General features: G+C 57.9%; 14 protein-coding genes. 7 read left to right on the top strand and 7 right to left on the bottom strand.

Going from position 1 to position 18,199, the window contains the following annotated elements:
- Positions 1-25: 25 nt before the first annotated feature.
- Entirely contained in the window at positions 26-1,042 is a 1,017-nt protein-coding gene (hemB, locus tag CHR62_RS14145; RefSeq protein WP_093971096.1) for a porphobilinogen synthase, read from the bottom strand.
- Complete coding sequence (yihA, locus tag CHR62_RS14140; protein WP_093971097.1) at positions 1,039-1,662, bottom strand: ribosome biogenesis GTP-binding protein YihA/YsxC; 624 nt, start codon at positions 1,660-1,662, stop codon at positions 1,039-1,041. Before yihA ends, hemB begins: the two co-directional genes overlap by 4 nt.
- 97 nt (positions 1,663-1,759) lie before the next feature.
- Here yihA and CHR62_RS14135 point away from each other — a divergent pair, with 97 nt between their 5' ends.
- The 3 genes from CHR62_RS14135 (at position 1,760) to ccsB (ending at position 5,958) form a co-directional block, all read left to right on the top strand.
- On the top strand, positions 1,760-2,458 hold the full coding sequence (locus tag CHR62_RS14135) for a c-type cytochrome (RefSeq protein ID WP_199722960.1): 699 nt from the start codon (positions 1,760-1,762) through the stop codon (positions 2,456-2,458).
- A 151-nt stretch (positions 2,459-2,609) separates the two neighbouring features.
- Entirely contained in the window at positions 2,610-4,595 is a 1,986-nt protein-coding gene (locus tag CHR62_RS14130) for a cytochrome c biogenesis protein ResB (RefSeq protein ID WP_123661369.1), read from the top strand.
- Between the two features lie 10 nt (positions 4,596-4,605).
- Entirely contained in the window at positions 4,606-5,958 is a 1,353-nt protein-coding gene (gene ccsB / locus CHR62_RS14125; protein WP_123661346.1) for a c-type cytochrome biogenesis protein CcsB, read from the top strand.
- Positions 5,959-6,155: 197 nt separating this feature from the next.
- Here the strand turns inward: ccsB and CHR62_RS14120 are convergent, their stop codons facing one another.
- The 3 genes from CHR62_RS14120 to CHR62_RS14110 all read right to left on the bottom strand — a co-directional run bounded on the left by CHR62_RS14120 (position 6,156) and on the right by CHR62_RS14110 (position 10,284).
- Complete coding sequence (locus tag CHR62_RS14120; protein WP_123661345.1) at positions 6,156-8,693, bottom strand: bifunctional diguanylate cyclase/phosphodiesterase; 2,538 nt, start codon at positions 8,691-8,693, stop codon at positions 6,156-6,158.
- A 42-nt stretch (positions 8,694-8,735) separates the two neighbouring features.
- On the bottom strand, positions 8,736-10,001 hold the full coding sequence (lysA, locus tag CHR62_RS14115) for a diaminopimelate decarboxylase (protein ID WP_123661344.1): 1,266 nt from the start codon (positions 9,999-10,001) through the stop codon (positions 8,736-8,738).
- A gap of 85 nt (positions 10,002-10,086) precedes the next feature.
- The gene (locus CHR62_RS14110) at positions 10,087-10,284 is read right to left on the bottom strand and encodes a lipoprotein (protein ID WP_093971101.1); all 198 of its coding nucleotides are present in this window, start codon (positions 10,282-10,284) and stop codon (positions 10,087-10,089) included.
- Positions 10,285-10,319: 35 nt separating this feature from the next.
- Between CHR62_RS14110 and cyaY the strand changes: the two genes are divergently transcribed.
- The gene (gene cyaY / locus CHR62_RS14105) at positions 10,320-10,652 is read left to right on the top strand and encodes an iron donor protein CyaY (protein ID WP_093971102.1); all 333 of its coding nucleotides are present in this window, start codon (positions 10,320-10,322) and stop codon (positions 10,650-10,652) included.
- An 81-nt stretch (positions 10,653-10,733) separates the two neighbouring features.
- On the opposite strand, the gene CHR62_RS14100 is transcribed toward cyaY, so the two are convergent.
- Entirely contained in the window at positions 10,734-13,220 is a 2,487-nt protein-coding gene (locus CHR62_RS14100; RefSeq protein WP_123661343.1) for a penicillin-binding protein 1A, read from the bottom strand.
- A gap of 117 nt (positions 13,221-13,337) precedes the next feature.
- Here CHR62_RS14100 and CHR62_RS14095 point away from each other — a divergent pair, with 117 nt between their 5' ends.
- Genes CHR62_RS14095 through CHR62_RS14085 form a run of 3 tightly spaced genes read left to right on the top strand, consistent with a single transcriptional unit; the run spans position 13,338 to position 16,147 of the window.
- Positions 13,338-13,913, top strand: coding sequence for a shikimate kinase (locus CHR62_RS14095; protein WP_233575019.1), 576 nt, complete (start codon positions 13,338-13,340; stop codon positions 13,911-13,913).
- The gene (aroB, locus tag CHR62_RS14090; RefSeq protein ID WP_123661342.1) at positions 13,910-14,998 is read left to right on the top strand and encodes a 3-dehydroquinate synthase; all 1,089 of its coding nucleotides are present in this window, start codon (positions 13,910-13,912) and stop codon (positions 14,996-14,998) included. The genes CHR62_RS14095 and aroB overlap by 4 nt, the downstream gene beginning before the upstream one ends.
- A 9-nt stretch (positions 14,999-15,007) precedes the next feature.
- On the top strand, positions 15,008-16,147 hold the full coding sequence (locus tag CHR62_RS14085; RefSeq protein ID WP_123661341.1) for a deoxyguanosinetriphosphate triphosphohydrolase: 1,140 nt from the start codon (positions 15,008-15,010) through the stop codon (positions 16,145-16,147).
- 100 nt (positions 16,148-16,247) lie between these two features.
- Here CHR62_RS14085 and dsbD read toward each other — a convergent pair whose 3' ends face one another.
- A complete protein-coding gene (dsbD, locus tag CHR62_RS14080) occupies positions 16,248-18,197 on the bottom strand; it encodes a protein-disulfide reductase DsbD (protein WP_123661340.1) in 1,950 nt (649 codons plus the stop codon).
- Between the last annotated feature and the right edge of the window lie 2 nt (positions 18,198-18,199).

Here is an 18,199-nt window from a genome sequence, read left to right as displayed (position 1 = left end):
GGCACCGCCGCTCCGGCGGCGCCCCTTATTGCTGCTCACGCAGCAAGCGTGCGGCATCCAGTGCAAAGTACGTCAGAATGCCGTCACCACCGGCGCGCTTGAAGGCCAATAGCGACTCCATCATGACCTTGTCATGATCGAGCCAGCCATTGGCCGCTGCCGCCTTGATCATGGCGTATTCGCCGCTGACCTGGTAGGCGTAGGTGGGCATGCCAAATGCCTGCTTAACATCGCGCAGCACATCTAAATACGGCATGCCGGGCTTGACCATGACCATATCGGCGCCTTCGCGGATATCGGCGGCAACTTCGCGCAAGGCCTCATCGCGATTGGCCGGGTCCATTTGATACGTGGCTTTGTTCGATTTACCCAGATTAGCCGCCGAGCCGACTGCGTCGCGGAAGGGGCCATAAAATGCACTGGCGTACTTGGCCGAATAGGCCATGATGCGGGTGTAAATCAACTGATGCGACTCGAGTGCGCGGCGGATTGCGCCAATGCGGCCATCCATCATGTCGCTAGGCGCCACGATATCGACACCAGCCTGAGCCTGTACCAGGGCCTGCCGTGTCAAGATCTCAACTGTCGGCTCGTTCAGCACGTAACCGGCATCATCAATCACGCCGTCTTGCCCGTGGCTGGTGTAAGGGTCGAGCGCGACGTCGGTCAACACACCCAATTCCGGAAACCGTTTTTTAAGCTCGGCCACTACGCGCGGCACCAGTCCGTCAGGGTTGGTCGCCTCGATACCGTCGGGGGTCTTCAGGGCGCTGTCGATGACGGGAAAAATAGCCAGCACGGGTACGCCCAGGTCAACACAAGCCTGTGCAGCCTCGAGCAGCGTGTCGGGTGAGTAGCGCACCACACCGGGCATGGACGGCACGGGCTGGCGCACGCCCTGGCCCTCCATAACAAAAACCGGGTAAATAAGGTCGTTGGTTGTCAGGACATTTTCGCGTACCAGACGGCGCGAAAAATCGTCGCGGCGATTGCGGCGCGGACGATGTGCGGGGAAATCGGCATTAACAAGAAATGAGGTCATGGCACCACCTGCGGAGAAATCCAGTTTTCGATATGGGCGGCCGCCTCTTCGAGCCCGATGCGGTGGGTGGAAGAGAACGGAATCGCCTTGAGTGTACCGATATCGGCCAACTCTTTTTTAATGGCATGTACAGCCTTGATACGCTGCCCGTACGGGAATTTATCGGCCTTGGTCAGCAAGACCAGTACCGGACGCCCCGTAGGGGCGATCCAGCGCGCCAGCCGTCGGTCGAGTTCGGTCAGGCCGCGACGGATGTCGAGCAACAACACAACGCCGGCCAGCGACTGGCGCTCGTGCAGGTAACCGCCTAGTACGTCGGCCCACTCTTCGCGCGCCTCGCGGCCAATGGCGGCATAACCGTAGCCCGGCAAGTCGACCAAGTATCCCAGGGCTTCGCCCTGCGTGATGGGGTCGGGGATGCCGAACATATTGATAAGGCGCGTGCGCCCCGGTGTTTTGCTGGAAAAGGCCAGTCGACGCTGGTTGGTGAGCACATTAATGGCCGACGACTTGCCGCAATTTGAGCGCCCGACGAAACAAACTTCGGGGGCGCCCGGCTCGGGGAGTTGGTCGAGGCGTGCAGCCGACGTGGTGAACGCGGCACGATGGAGAATAGACAATGGCGGTACCTGATCAGGTTTAATTTAAACGCTATTGTATAATTGCAGGTTTGAAACTGTTGCGGCTATTTTTAAATCGCGATCCATCGAGGTCTTCATGAAGCGTACGCTTTCCAAAATGCTTGTGGCCAGTGGTTTATTGCTGGGCTCTTCCCTTCTTGGCGTCAGCCACGCGGCTGACGTTATCGTCTCAAAACCCGACGCCGCCAAGGGCGAACAGCTTTACGCCAACGGCGACGCTTCGCGCGGCATTCTTGCCTGTGCTTCGTGCCACGGTGCAGCCGGCAACAGCACATTGCCCGTCAACCCCAACCTGGCTGGCCAGGCCCACGAATACATCGCCAAGCAACTGCGCGACTTCCAAGGCATAGATGGCGCCCAACCCACACGTCGCGCCGCTGGCGGTGCCAATTCGGTCATGACAGCCATCGCCACACCGCTGTCCGAAGACGACATCAAAAACGTTGCCTACTACCTGTCGCTGCAAAAACTCGACTTCGAAAAAGCGGCCACAGCCACTAAAGAAGGCTCGATGGAGCGCGGTCAGCACATCTGGCGCGGCGGCTTGATGGAGCGTGGCGTACCCGCCTGTGCGGCATGTCACTCGCCTAACGGCATGGGCATTCCCAGCCAGTTCCCCCGTCTGGCAGGTCAATACCCCACCTACCTCGAAGACCAGCTCAAACTCTTCCGTAGCAACGACCGCGCTAACAGCCCCATGATGCACGACATCGCCGACCGCATGTCCGACTCCGACATTTCGGCCGTTGCCGACTACGCGGCTGGTCTGCGCTAACTGAACCGCTTTATGCAGAACTAATTCTGCATTAAACGGTCACATAGGGGGGGCTCTTACCGGCGCCCCCTTTTTTTATGAATTGCATCCCGTGAATCAAGCTTCCTCCTTGCGCCAGTGGGGCACCGACCTCTTCGAACTCCTGGGCTCGATGCGCTTTGCCGTCAGCCTGCTCATGTTCATTTGCGTGGCCAGCATTATCGGCACGGTGTTGCCGCAAAACCAGGTCTCGGCAACCTACATCGATCAGTTCGGGCCATTCTGGTACTCGCTCTTCGACGTCTTTGCCATCTGGCACGTGTACAACAGCTGGTGGTTTTTGCTGATCATGGCCTTTCTGGTCGTGTCGACATCACTTTGCCTGCTGCGTAATGCGCCAAAAATGGTCAAAGACATGCGCTCGTTTCGCGAGCATGTCCGTGGCAGCAGCCTGCGCGCCTTTCATCACAAGATCGAGACCGACAGTCAGCAAGCGGTCGAAGCAAGCACGGGTCGCGTGCGGCAACTGCTCGAAAAACAAGGCTACAAGGTCAAAGTACGCACCGACGGCGACAGCCGCCTGATCGCCGCCAAAAAAGGCAGCTCCAATAAACTGGGCTACATTTTTGCCCATGCCTCCATCGTCGTCATTTGTGTCGGCGGTATTCTCGACAGCGAGCTTCCGGTCCGCCTGCAAGTCTGGCTCGGCGGCAAGGCCCCCATCACCGAAAACATGCTCATTGCCGATGTCCCCGAGTCAGGGCGCCTATCGGCAGCCAACCCCAGCTATCGGGCCAACATGTTGGTCCCCGAAGGCGGCCAAAGCAGTCACGGCATCGTGTCAACAGGCGAGGGCGTTCTTGTTCAGCCGCTGCCGTTCTCCATCAAACTGGCCAAGTTCGATGTCGAGTACTACTCCACGGGCATGCCCAGCAGCTTCAAAAGCTACGTCGAAGTCCACGACCCCGAGACCGACGAGCGTTTCGAACGTGTAATCGAAGTCAATGAACCGTTGCGTTACAAGGGCGTCACGGTGTATCAGTCCAGCTTCGACGACGGCGGCAGTTCCGTCGACTTCAAAGCTTTCCCGCTTACCGGCACGGCACGCGACACCTTCGACGTATCGTCAACCGTTGGCGAGCGCGCCGACATCACCCTTAATGCCAGCACCCAGCCCACGCCATTGCGCCTCGAAGTCTCCGGCTTGCGCGTCATCAACGTCGAAAACCTGCAGGTCAATGCCGACCCGCAACCCCGCGCCGTGCTCGAGCACGTAGCTTCGGTCACGGGCAGCGCCACCAGCACCCGACAAGAAAACCTGCGCAACGTCGGGCCCAGCGTCCAGTACCGTCTTATTGGTGCCGATGGCCAGTCATACGAATACAACAATTACATGATGCCCATGGTGCTCGATGGCGGGCCGGTATTTCTGGCAGGAGTGCGTCGCAACGCGTCCGACAACTACCAGTACATCCGCATTCCGGCCGACACCAACAGTTCGCTCAATGCCTTTATGGACTTGCGCGCTGCCCTGAACGATCCGGCGCTTCGCAACGAAGCTGCGGTGGCATTTGCCGCCGAAAATTCCAGCAACCCCGAGCAACGCGCGCTGCTGGAAAGCGCAGCGGCCGGCGCCCTCGAAGCCTTTGCTGCCGGCGGCTTCAACGCCATTCTGGCGCGTGTACCCGACGCCGAACGCGAACGCTTCCTGAGCTTTGCCGTCCCCATGATTCAGCTGTCGCTCACGCGACTGCGCGATATCGACCGCGCGGCACGGGGGCTTGCGCCCATCGACTACGAAGGCACCGACGGCCCGCGCGAAACCCAATGGCTGCAACAAGCCTTGCTGGCCCTGGCTAACCTGACCGACTACCCCGCACCCGTACTGCTTACCCCCACCAACTTCAACCACATCGAAGCCAGTGTGTTTCAGGTGGCACGCAGCCCGGGCAAAAACACCGTATATTTAGGGTGTTTGTTCCTGGTTATTGGCGTGTTTTCAATGTTCTACGTGCGCGACCGCCGGATCTGGGTCTGGGTACAACCCCAGGGTACGGGCAGCCACTGGTTGGCCGCCATGACATCCCAGCGCCGTAACCTCGATTTCAACCACGAATTCGACCGATTCCAGGCAGCCATCAAAAAGCTGTCTACGTAAGAGGCTCACCATGTCCGATACTTCTGTTTCTTCTCCTGCATGGGATGACGCCATGAGTGCCAGCGGCGACGGCCGCGGGCTGCGCGGCAAACCCGACTGGTCTGATATCGCGTTTTTCCTGGTGCTAGCCGCAGGCGCGGCCTGGGCGCTGGTTCGCTTCCCCGACAACATGGACATCTACGAGAAGTTCATTCTGGTCGGCGCGGTGCCCGGCGTCGCCTGGATGGCGTGGCTGTGGCGTCCGTTGCGCACCTTGTTTATTGCTGCCGGGGTCAGCGCACTGTTCGCCATCTGGCTTTATGCGGCCGGCGGGCCCATCGACCAGGGCGACATCACGCGGGCCGAATCCGTATTCTTCCTGAAGTATCTGTTTTCGTCGCAGTCCGCCATTCTCTGGATGTGTGCGCTGTTCGTGCTGGCCACAGTCTGCTACTGGGCAGGGTTCTTCAGTAAAACCGCAGCATGGCTGGGCACGGCCTTAACGTGGGGCGCTGTCTATGCGGGCACTACCGGCATGCTGGTGCGTTGGCGCGAAGGCCATTTGCTGGGTCCCGATATCGGCCATATCCCGGTCAGCAATCTCTACGAAGTCTTTGTTCTGTTCGCCCTTATCACGGCACTGTTCTATCTCTACTACGAGCGTCGCTACGCCACCCGCGCGTTGGGGGGCTTCGTGCTGCTGGTGGTCACGTCGTCGGTTATTTTCCTGCTGTGGTACACCTTCACGCGCGACGCCTTCGAAATACAACCGTTGGTACCCGCACTTAAAAGCTGGTGGATGAAAATCCACGTACCGGCTAACTTCATCGGATACGGCACTTTCTCGCTGGCCGCCATGGTGGGCTTTGCCTACCTGGTTAAAGAACACGGCGAAACCAAGTCGCGTAAAAAGCTCATCCCACTGTTTTTGCTGGGCGCCATCCTGTGCGCTGAGCCGCTCATGTTCGGTTCGCGCGAACTTTCGGCCACCTGGATGCTTTACTTCGGTTTGGGTGCTGTCATCGTCGGCATTATTCTGGCGTTTCGCGGCCCCATCGCCAAAAGCTTGCCCTCGCTCGAAATTCTCGACGACATCATGTATCGGGCCATTGCGATTGGCTTTGCGTTCTTTACCGTAGCCACCATTTTGGGGGCACTGTGGGCTGCCGACGCCTGGGGCACTTACTGGCAATGGGATCCTAAAGAAACCTGGGCGCTTATTGTGTGGCTTAATTATGCGGCCTGGCTGCATATGCGGCTCATGAAAGGCCTGCGCGGCGCCATGGCTGCCTATTGGGCGCTGGTGGGCCTGGTCATTACCAGCTTCGCCTTCCTGGGCGTCAACATGTTCCTGTCCGGGCTGCACTCGTACGGCGAACTGTAAGCACGCCATCAAGCGCCTGCTCCATCAGGCGCAGGCGCGCCACTTGCATGAACAAAAAGGCCGGGTATCCCCGGCTTTTTTATGGCTTAGCGTTGCTATTTCTCTTTATATCGTACCGGAGTAGTGGCACTGCTACCGCGTGTGTTTCACGGCCTTTATAGAACGTAGCTTTATCGCTCAGGTCGTGTCACCCAGCGCTACAACGTTCGGCTGAAATCGTCAGTGTTGGGCTGTACGTAGTAGCCCACAAACTGGCGCGTTTTATGATCGTCGATAAAGCCGGCGCTGCTGGACGCATGAGGAATCAGGTCGGGCGACTGAGGCCGCGAAATGACATAACCCTGCACGTAGTCGACACCCAAGTCTTTCAGGGTACGCAAGGTAGGGATATCTTCTGCCCATTCGGCAATGGTGAACATGTTCAGGCTTTGCGCCAGGGTCACAATGGCGCGCACGATGGCTACATCGGTAGGGTGGTCATTCATGCTGCGAATAAACGCACCATCGATCTTCAAGGCATTGGCCGGCAATTGCTTAAGGTATGCAAACGACGTGTAACCGGCGCCAAAGTCGTCTAGTGCCACACGCGCCCCCAGGCTTTGCAAGCGCGTAATAAAACTGCGCGTACTGGCCAAATCGTGCAACGCTACGGTTTCTGTAATTTCTACCAGCAACTTACGGGCCACATGGGCGTAACGCTCGAATGTGGCAAAAAACTCTTCAACAAAGGGCTCGTCGTTAAGAGACATGCCGCTTAAATTAACGCAAACAAAGGCAGTGTTGTCGAGTTTTCCTGAGTTTTCGTCAAGCCAGCTTAATGTTGTGTTGACCACCCAGCGGTCGATCTGACTCATGACGCCGCTTTCTTCGGCTGCCGCGATAATTTTTCCGGTAGGTACCAGCTTGCCATTGCGGTCGTGCTTGCGCAGCAAGACTTCAAAATTCAGCGAACCAAAGGGGTCGCTTAGCGACATAATGGGCTGCATCACCAGCGACAGGCCATCGGACGAAAACCCACTGTTGAATTCGCGCAGTAGCCGCAGCTCCTGGCCTTGCTCGGCCAATTGACGGGCATCGTGGCGCTGCACCAGCACCTGCCCGGTTTGCGACTTGCGCGCCATTCGGGCAGCACGCTTGGCGACCACAATGGCATCTTCGGGTTCGAGCTGAGTATGCTCAAGCTCGACCAAGCCCATAGAACATTTGAACTTGAAGGGCGCGCCGCCAATCATCAACGGACGAACCAGAAGGTCGTCGATGATCTTCTGCGCCAGTTCGCGGGCCCTCTCAAGGGTAACGTTAGTAAAAAACAGCAAAAACTCGGAGCCCGTCAGCCGGCCCATTTGACCGTTCAGGCCTAATATTGCTTTAACGCGATCGCAGATTTGCCTCAGCACATCATCGCCCACCGCTTTGCCGTACAGGTTGTTGACGGTTTTCAATGAGTTCAGCTCAAGGTAGCCCAACTTGTACGTCTCGCACTCGGCCATGCGCTCAAGGCTGACCCGCAGCTCGGCGTCTACGCCATGGTGATTCAAGGTGTCGGTAAGCGGGTCGCGGTTGGCCTGCAAACGCAATTGCGAAATAGCATCGGTATGGCCGGTGATATCTTGCAGTGAGCCTTCGATCTGGTCATTTTCCAGAACCGCTTTAACCCGGTACGAGCTGCGCTTCTGGTCGGGCGACTGACGCAGGTTCTGCATTTCAAGTTCAACCTCGCCATCTCGCTCGAGATGATCAACCAGCTTGATCCAGGCTTGGCGGCCGAAATGATTTTCCCATAAGGCCTTTTCGCCCTCGAGGTTGGCTACTCCCAGCATGGCCAACAGCGCGGGATTCGCCCGGGTCAGGGCACCGCTCATGGAAAGGGTAAACAAACCCACCGGGGCGACGTTATACACCCGGCTCAGTTCGGCTTGCGCCTTAATGCGATGATGACGCTCTTTACGTTCGCTATTGGCAATAACCAACGCAATCAGCAGACTGGACACAAACGCGGCCGCAATATGCATGATGGTGTCGTCAAACAGATCGACATGCAGCGCCGACGCAAACAGGCCCATGGCACCCGAACCAATGCCGATAACAACAGCAAGGGTTACGCTATACCAAACGGCCTCGACAGAGCGGGTTAAACGAATGGCGCGTACCAGCAAAAACGCAACCAGGGCGATAGCAACGCCCACAACGCCCCACATGACGGGCAGAAACTGGTCGTAAGGCAACGCCAATGCGGCCACCAGCAACAATACGCCCGAGAAACGGCCCAGCGCCTGCAACCGCGCATGGCCAATTTGGGCTAGCTCGCTACGGAACAGTTGTGTGAACAGGGCGTAAGTCAGGATGTAATACAGCGCGATGGTGACCGCACGCATTAGCGGCACCAGGGTGAGAGGTACAGCCTGACCTAGCCAGAGCGTATCCCAGCCCATGGACAAGGCTGTCAGCCGCAAATTACCAACAAGCCAACCCGCGAACAGCACATACAGCCATTTACGACTGGCGGCAGCGACGAGCAACAAGGCCAAAGACAGCGCCAGCACCACGCCTTCGAGCATGGGAATGGCCTGAAAAGCACCCGAGGCGAAATAACTGACTCGCCCCCAATAGATGAGCGTACCCAGCGCAAAAAGCACGACGACGAACGGGACGGTATATGCGGCAAATGCACTGACCACACGATCAAGGCCGGTCTCGCCGGGCTTAGCCTGCGTTTGGTCTTGTGCTGGTTTCATGCCGCTCAAAATACAACCATCCTGCTCCCCGAGCTTGCTGCGTTAATCAAGTACGACTTCATGTTCAAAAAGGCTTTCCAGCTTCTCACGAGGGCGCACCACGGTAAAGGTGTCGTTATCGACCATGACCTCGGCGGCACGCGGACGCGTATTGTATTGACTGGCCATGGTGAAGGCATAGGCCCCCGCAGACATAATCGCCAATAAATCGCCCTGCGCCAATGCCAGGCTACGATTACGGGCCAGCCAGTCACCGCTTTCGCAGATGGGGCCAACAATATCGTAGGTTTGCACTTGCCCGCCAACCGGCGTCACAACCTGTTCAACGCTATGCCATGCATCGTAAAGCGTGGGGCGGATCAGATCGTTCATAGCCGCATCGACAATAGCGAAGTTTTTAGCATCGGTATGTTTCAAATATTCGATGCGTGTGAGTAACACACCCGCATTACCCACCAACGAGCGCCCAGGCTCGAGCACTATTTGCAAATGCCCAAAACCTTGCGCATCGAGCTTTTCGAACACCTTGTCGAGGAGCATTTTGGGCGTCAAAGGGGTCTCGTCGGTGTAACGAATCCCGATGCCGCCGCCCAGGTCGAGGTGCCGGATATTCACACCCAGGCCTGCCAAGTGCTTAATAAGCACCAACAATTTGTCCAGCGCATCGAGATAAGGGCTGACCTCGGTGATTTGCGAGCCAATATGACAATCGACCCCGACAATGTCGAGGCTGCCGTGCTGCAATGCGCGCTGATACACGCCAGGCGCGTCTTCGATGGCAATACCGAACTTGTTCTCTTTCAGGCCGGTAGAAATATAAGGGTGCGTCTGGGCATCGACATCGGGGTTGACACGCAGCGATACAGGCGCCACCTTACCCATGTCGTGAGCCACCTGGGCCAGGCGCTGAAGTTCGGGTTCGGACTCAACGTTGAAACACTTTACACCGGCCTTGAGCGCGGCGCGCATTTCCCACTCTTGTTTGCCAACACCCGAAAACACCACTTTACCGGCATCGCCGCCAACGGCCAGCACGCGTGCCAGCTCGCCGCCCGACACGATATCAAAGCCGGACCCGAGCTTGCGAAACTCGTTTAAGACCGCCAGGTTGGAGTTGGCTTTCATGCCATAACACACCAACACATTACGGCCGGTAGCCGCTTGCTGATATGCCCCCCAGGCATCGTGCAGCGCCTGCTTTGAATAGACGTATAGCGGGGTGCCGAAGCGCTCTGCCAGTAGGGTCAGGGGAACGTTTTCGGCGTGAAGCACACCCTGATGAAACGCAAAATGGGGGGAGACGGTCATTGTGAAGCTTTTATTACAATTAACAAAAAACAGCGTCTAATCATATCAATGATCAGACGCCGGTAGGAGTTTTAACATACGAGGGTTAACGCGATGTTGCAGGCCCTTCAGACATGTTTTGTGGGGCTGGTGGCGGTTGCGTCAGCGCTGGGTCGGGGGCTTCGGGGGGCGGCATATAAAGCGCCCCTTTGTAGCCGCAGGCAGCCAACGTCAAAAACATGGCCATGCTGGCTACAATGCGGGTAACCGATGCCGCGGTTGTCGATGTACAAGTCGCGCGCATAAATTCATACTCCAAAAGCTTTGCAGGTAGCCATTATGAACGAAACAGAATTTCTTGCACGCAGTGAAGCCATCCTGGACCACATCGAAAGCCAGTCTGACGACTGGATGTCGCTTTATGACATCGACGTCGAAGCCAATCGTAGCGGCAACGTATTAACGCTGATTTTCGACAACAGCATTCATGTCGTCATCAACAGCCAGGCGCCCATGCAAGAAATGTGGGTGGCCGCGCGCAGCGGGGGCTTTCATTACCGCTTCGACGGCACGCATTGGGTCGATACCCGTGGCGGCCCAAACATGGCAGACGCACTTTCACAGATTTGCACCGAAGCCTGCGGCGGGCAACCTATTAAAGTCGTGGTGTAGCCCGCCAAGAGCGCTAGGCTACCGGCGCTTGCTGCGCCGGTAGCTCACCAGCCTTCAGGGCGGTACCGCCCGAAAGATTGGCTAGAACTGCACACGTTGGGGTTGTGCCGCTTCGGGGGCAGGGCCATACGACGGACCGCCACCACCCAACTGATCTAACAGCGCCCCAATGCCATCAGACCCCCCAGCCGGCGCCGCACCACTCGGTGTAGCCCCTTGGGGAATCTGGCCATTCAGCATGAGCTCTTCAGGCGACGGCAAACCGACCCGGGCCACGGCCTTGCCTGGCGGGAACTCGGCAAAGTAAAAGTCGCCGCCTTCGCGCGTCAAACCTTCGGGCAACGGACCGGGCTCAGCAATAGGCTGGTCTTTAAGCGCTACGCGCATGTAATCAAGCCAGATCGGCAGCGAAGCGCCACCCCCAGTTTCGCGAGAGCCCAACGACCGCGGCTGATCAAAGCCCATCCAGGCCACGCCCACAATATTTGGGGTGAAGCCAGCAAACCAGGCATCGTGAGAATCGTTGGTAGTGCCGGTTTTACCGCCGACATCCGGGCGTTTCAGGTCGCGTGCCAAACGCGCTGCCGTACCTTGGCGCGCAATACCGCGCATGATGTCATTCATGACATAGGCCGTACGCGGGTCAATGACACGTGCAGCCGCGTCCCCGGCCACTACAGGCTTGGCCTGCATAATGACCTTGCCATCGGCATCGGTCACGCGGTCGATAAGGTAGGGCGGCACCCGGTAACCCCCGTTGGCAAACACCGAATACCCACCGGCCAGTTGCAGCGGCGTCACGCCGCCTGCCCCCAGGGCCAAGGGCAGCACTGCGGGGTTACGCGCACGTTCGAAACCAAAACGGGTGATGTAGTCTTGCACGTACTGCGGGCCAACCGCTTGCATGATACGTATAGACACCATGTTTTTGGACTTATACAAACCCTCGCGCAGGGTCAGCATGGGCTCGTAGGTATTGCCGTAGTTTTTGGGCTCCCACGCCTTCGAGCCGGTTTGTTCGGCCGTCAAACGGAAGGGCTCGTCTGACACCTGCGTCGCAGGTGTCATGCCGCGCTCGAGAGCACTGGCGTAAATAAAGGGCTTGAAAGCCGAGCCGGGCTGACGCCACGCCTGCGTCACCCGATTAAATTGCTCTTCAAAGTCAAAGCCACCCACCATGGCCCTGATAGCGCCGTCTTGCGGGCGCAACGCCACAAAAGCTGCCTGCACCGAAGGGCGATTTAAGAGCTCCCAGGCGTCGCCATTTTTACGAACATACACCACCGAACCACGCGAAATGCGGACGTCGGCCTTGGCGTTTTTAGCCAAGCCCCGAGCCACGACCTTAAGGGCCGATTTGTCGGTGATCTCGACAATTTGCTCCGGGCTACGCGCTACGACGATCTTGTCTGGCGCGGCAGACAACACCAGGCCAACCAGCAAGTCGTCGCTATCGCGGTACTTGTCCTGGATTTTCTCAAGAACGGCATCGAACTGCTCGGCGTTGTTCTCTATACCATCGGGCAAGTCGATAGTTTCTTCAGGACCGGGGTAAGGCGCACGACGGGTGTAGTCAAGAATGCCGTTGCGCACGGCCTCGTAGGCCTGCTGCTGCTCTTTTGAGTCGATGGTGGTGTAGATATTGAACCCACGCGAATAGATGTTGTCTTGGTAAACCGTAAACAACAACTGACGCGCCAGCTCTGCCGCGTATTCGGCATGAATGGCATAGCCGCCCGCAGGCGTGCCAGGGGCCGACTTCAGCACAATGGGCTGAGCAGCCGCCTGCTGATACTCTTCGGGGGTGATATAGCCCAGGTCGCGCATGCGGCCCAACACATACATTTGGCGTGATTTTGCACGCGACAAATTGGCAATAGGGTTAAACCGCGACGGTGCCTTCGGAATGCCCGCCAGCATGGCGGCTTCGGCAAGTGTGATGTCGGGCAACGGTTTGCCAAAATATGTGCGCGACGCCGCCGCAAACCCATACGAACGATGCCCCAGGTAAATCTGGTTCATGTACAGATCGAGAATTTCGTTCTTCGACAGGGTGGCTTCGATTTTGAACGTCAGCAGCAGTTCGTAGAACTTGCGGGTGTAGGTTTTTTCGGAAGACAAATAGAAATTACGGGCCACCTGCATGGTTATGGTGCTGGCGCCTTGCGTTTTGGCCATGCTAACCATATTCGCCAACGCCGCACGCCCCACACCCATCCAGTCGATACCACTATGCTGGTAAAAACGGTCGTCTTCAGCCGCCAAAATCGCCGACTTCATGACGTCGGGGATCTCGTTGAACCGCAGCACATTGCGCCGCTCTTCGCCGAATTCGCCAATCAGGACCTTGTCGGCCGTGTAAATACGCAGCGGCACCCGCGGCCGGTAATCGATCATGGCGGACAAGTCGGGCAGGTTAGGCCAGGCCAACGCCAGTGCCAGCGTCCCCAACAATGCGCCACACAAGCCCAGGCCGGCAAAAAACACGGCTGTTTTGATCAGAAAACGCCGGACCCAATGACTTGATTCGGGGGCCGCGTTTTTGGAAGATTTTGCAGATGAACTCATTTAAGGGCGATTTTAAGTCGGGGATGAATCAGACTATGATGGATGCTTCAGGTTTATGTAACAGTTTAATGCAGCATCCGCGACCACTGGCCCGTTGGCTAGTGGGATAATACACAAATGAACGACACGACACGCAACCTTGCCGAACCCTGCGTGGTGGCTTTGCCGCACAACCGCCCGATTTTTTTGGTGGGCATGATGGGCGCCGGTAAAACAACCATTGGGCGCAGCCTGGCCAAAATACTGGGCCGCGAATTCGTTGACCTTGATCAAGCCATTGAAGCGCGCTGCGGCGTGCCGGTTTCACATATCTTTGAGGTCGAAGGCGAAGAAGGGTTCCGTAAACGCGAAACCCTTTTACTCGACGAATACTCTCAGCAACCGGGTATTGTACTGGCGACAGGCGGCGGTGCGGTACTTGCGGCGCAAAATCGGCGCCTCCTGGCCGAACGTGGCGTGGTTGTTTATCTACGCGCCTCTGACGAAGAACTCTACCGTCGTGTCGCCAAAGACCGCAACCGCCCACTGTTGCAAACCGCCAACCCGCGCGCCCGCGTAACCGAATTACTTACCCAACGCGCCCCGCTTTACGAAGAAGTCGCCCACGTCGCTTTCGACACGGGCAGCATGCCCATTGCCCAAGCCGCCGACGCCCTGGTTCAACTGCTTAAATCAACTCCTGTTCCATCATGACTACAACTGTCAACGTTGCCACCCCCGGTGGGCATTACCCCATTCACATCGGCACGGGTCGCCTCGACCACCTTCACGAAAGCGTGCCCGCCGATGCCACTGCCATCGCACTCGTCACCAACCCCACAGTAGGCGACCTGTATGCCAAAAGGGCAATAGCAGCCCTGCAAAAGTCGGGCAAAACAGTCATTACCATTACGCTTCCCGACGGCGAAACCTACAAAGACTGGCAAACACTTAATCTCATTTTTGATGGCTTGTTACAAAACCGCCTCGACCGCAAATGCCTGCTGGTCGCACTGGGCGGCGGCGTTATCGGCGACATGGTCGGCTTTGCCGCGTCAAGCTACATGCGCGGCGTACGCTTTTTACAGGTACCCACTACGGTGCTGTCGCAAGTCGACTCGTCAGTCGGTGGCAAAACCGCCATCAACCACCCCCTGGGCAAAAACATGATCGGTGCGTTTTACCAGCCCATCGCGGTCGAAATCGACATCGATGTGCTGCACACGCTGCCCGAACGCGAAATTTCCGCAGGCCTGGCCGAGGTCATCAAATACGGTTTAATTATCGATGCCGAATTCTTCGACTGGTGTGAAGCCCATGTCGATGCACTTCGCGCACTGGACGCCGATGCAATTCGCTATGCCATCCAACGGTCATGCGAACTTAAAGCTTATGTCGTTGGCCAAGATGAACGCGAATCGGGCCTGCGCGCCATACTTAACTTCGGTCACACCTTCGGGCACGCGATTGAAGCCGGCATGGGCTATGGCGAATGGTTGCACGGTGAAGCCGTGGGCTGCGGCATGGTGCAGGCAGCCGCACTGTCTGCGGTCACCACCGGGCTCGATGCCGCTAGTGTCCAGCGTGTTCACGACCTGGTCCATGCCATTGGCTGCCCGGTCGTACCGCCCAACCTGGGTACCGAGCGCTGGGTCGAACTGATGCAGGTAGACAAAAAAACCGAGGGCGGCCACCTGCGCTTCGTGCTTCTGCCTAAAATAGGCCAGGCCGTTGTGCAAGGCGCGCCCCTGAATGTGGTGCGCGACGTCTTGCATAAAACGGCGGTCCCGGTTTTATAAGGAGCTTGAATGGCGGTGTTGGCCCCGTACGCATGTCGTCCAGAACAGTCCCGAGGCCGGGTCCATCCCGAAGCACCACCTGCCGGCCGCACCGAGTTCCAACGCGACCGCGACCGCATCATTCATTGCAATGCCTTCAGGCTGCTCGAATACAAAACCCAGGTCTTCATCAACCACGAAGGCGACCTGTTTCGTACGCGCTTGACGCACAGTATCGAAGTCGCGCAAATTGCCCGCAGCCTGGCGCGTAACCTGGGCCTGCACGAAGACCTGACCGAGGCCATTTCGTTGGCTCACGACCTGGGCCACACGCCGTTTGGGCACGCCGGTCAAGACGAGCTTAACGCGTGCATGCGCGAACTGGCGCCCAGCGCTGGCGGCTTCGAACATAACCTGCAAAGCCTGCGCGTGGTCGACACCCTCGAAGAGCGCTATGCCGCGTTTAATGGCCTGAATCTGTGCTTCGAAACGCGTGAAGGCATCCTTAAACATTGCTCGTTAAAGCATGCCCGGCAACTCGGCGTCATTGGTGAACGATTCATGCTGCGGCAGCAGCCTTCGTTAGAAGCGCAAATTGCCAACTTGGCCGACGAAATCGCCTACAACAACCACGACATCGACGATGGCCTGCGTTCGGGTTTGATTACCATCGAGCAACTACAAATGCTAGAAATTTTTGCCACGCATCATGCTCAAGTCACACGCCGCTATCGCAACCTCGACCGTAAACGCGTCATTGCCGAAACGATACGGGCCATGATCAACACGCTGATCATTGACCTGACCGACACCACCCTGGCCAATATCGAACAGCACCAACCCGACAGCCCCGATGCCGTCAGGCGCTGCCCGCCGCTGGCGGCATTTTCGCCGCCCGTACGGGCCCAGGCCGACGCCCTGAAGCGTTTCTTGCTTGAAAATTTGTACCGGCACCACCAGGTGATGCGCATGACGACCAAGGCACGACGCATTGTGCGCGAACTGTTCACAGCCTACTTGAACGAGCCCCGGTTATTGTCAAAAGAGTACCGGCGCGACAACGACGCCGAGCAGGCCCGCGCAATTGCCGACTATATTGCCGGCATGACCGACCGCTACGCCATAAAAGAGCACCGCGAACTATTCCAGATGAACGGCGCGCAGGTGTAAGCCAACAGGCGGTGCCAGGCGCCTATCGCGGCAACCACAGACGCAATAACACCCAGCCAGGCAAAAGCGCCCATCCCGGGTCTTAATCAAACACGTCAGACTATTTATTTGCGGCTAACGCCCGCTGCAGCACTACCGCAAAATCGGTGGCTTTCATGAAACCTACCACACGCTCGTCGGCCAAATGCTGGCCATTCGCCTTGAAAAACATAATGCCGGGCGGCCCGAACAAACTGAAGCGACGCAGCAGGGCACGATCGTCATCGGTATTTTTGGTGACGTCGGCCTGAACCAGCACAAACTGTTGCATCAATTGGGCAACTGTGGGGTCGGTAAAAGTGAAGCGCTCCATTTCGATGCACGACACGCACCAGTCAGCGTAAAAATCGAGCAGCACCGGGCGATTACTATTGGCCAACAAATGGTCGAGCTCTTGTACCGAAGCCACCTTGACGAATTGCGACTTAATATTTGCCGATGCTGGCCCTGCCGACACAAGGCCATTCGACGCCCCGCTACCGGATGCGGGCAGACCGCCCGCCAAACCAGTGCTTGTCGCCTGCCCAGACGACTGAAGCGCCGCAAGGCCAGACAATGGCTGAAGTACGCTGTAGGTACCGCCGGCCACGCCCACCAGCATCAAGACAGCCCAAACCGCCAGCACGGCACCGCACGCCTTGCGCAAGTATGCCCAGACACCCGCGTCAACCCGACGGAACATACCCAGCATAATAGCCGTCCACATCGCCAGAATGATCCAACCCGCAACCATCACACTATCGGGCAACACAGGATTGAGCATCCACCACGCCGTCGCCAGCAGCATCACCCCAAACGCTTGGCGCACACCTTCCATCCAGGGCCCGGCTTTGGGTAGCAGGGCACCGGAGCCCGCACCCAATACCAACAACAACAGACCTTGCCCCCAAGCCAGGGCAAACAGAGCACTGCCGCCCAACACCCAATCGCCCGTTTGCGAGATAAACAGCAATACGCCGGCCAACGGGGCCGCTACGCACGGCCCGACAATAAGCGCCGAGAGCAAGCCCATGACAAACGCGCCGCCGTAATGGCCACCGGGAATCTGCGACAGACGCTGGCTGAGCGCCGACTGCCATTGCGAGGGCGCCTGAAAGTTATACACATTGAACATGGCCAGGGCCAGCAAGGCCAGCAAGAGTGCAAACACCGACAAGACCCATGGCGTTTGCAGCCAGGCCGCCAGGCCCGCACCAACCAGGCCCGCCGCCACGCCCATGGCGGTATATAACAGGGACACCCCCAGCAAATAAACAGCCGCCAGCGACAGGCCGCGCCAACGCCCCGGCGTAGCACCCGCGCCCTGGCTGCCGGCAATAACGGCCAGCACAATAGGCACCATGGGCAGCACGCAAGGCGTAAAGGTCAGCAACACGCCCAGCAACAGGGCCAGGGCAATAATCGTGATGGCATCGGCCTGAGCAAGATACCCGGCCAGGCCGACATCAGTGGCTCTGATGGCATCGGTAAACGACGTTTTGTCGGCAGGATTGACGATGGTCGACAACGGTTCGGGCACTGCATCTGTGGCGCCCGGCCCCGATACGGTATAGCCGTTTTCGCCCGGCGTGAGGGTAAGGGACTTGGTAATAGGCGGGTAGCACAGCCCGGCGTCGGCACACCCTTGGCTGGTGATGTCGAGCGTTTGAGCGCCCGTTGCCCCGGGTTTAAGCGACACCGCCAGCGTCACTTGCCGGTAGTAGACCTCGAGGTCTTCCCCGAAAGTTTCATCAAACTTCACCAACCCCGGAGGGAATGCCACAGCCCCAATCAAATCAGGATCGGGCTGAGTGGCCAGCGCAAAACGCGTCCGGTACATGTAGTACTCGGGCGCAATTTTGTAATGTATGCGCAGCTCGTTCGGGCCGTTCATGGCCGCCGACATAACGAAGGCGACATCAGGATCAAGAAACTCTTCTTGTGCGTTTGCCGGGGCCATGACCATGTGGCCGATAGCCGCCAGCAACCCGATGACCAGCATTAAGATCCGGGCGTATAACCTGTACAACATGA

The organism is Pusillimonas sp. NJUB218, from assembly GCF_003788685.1.
In the GTDB taxonomy this organism is placed as follows: Bacteria; Pseudomonadota; Gammaproteobacteria; order Burkholderiales; family Burkholderiaceae_B; genus Neopusillimonas.
The sequence above is the reverse complement of the archived record's forward strand: the minus strand, read 5'-3'. Positions and strand labels throughout refer to the sequence as shown.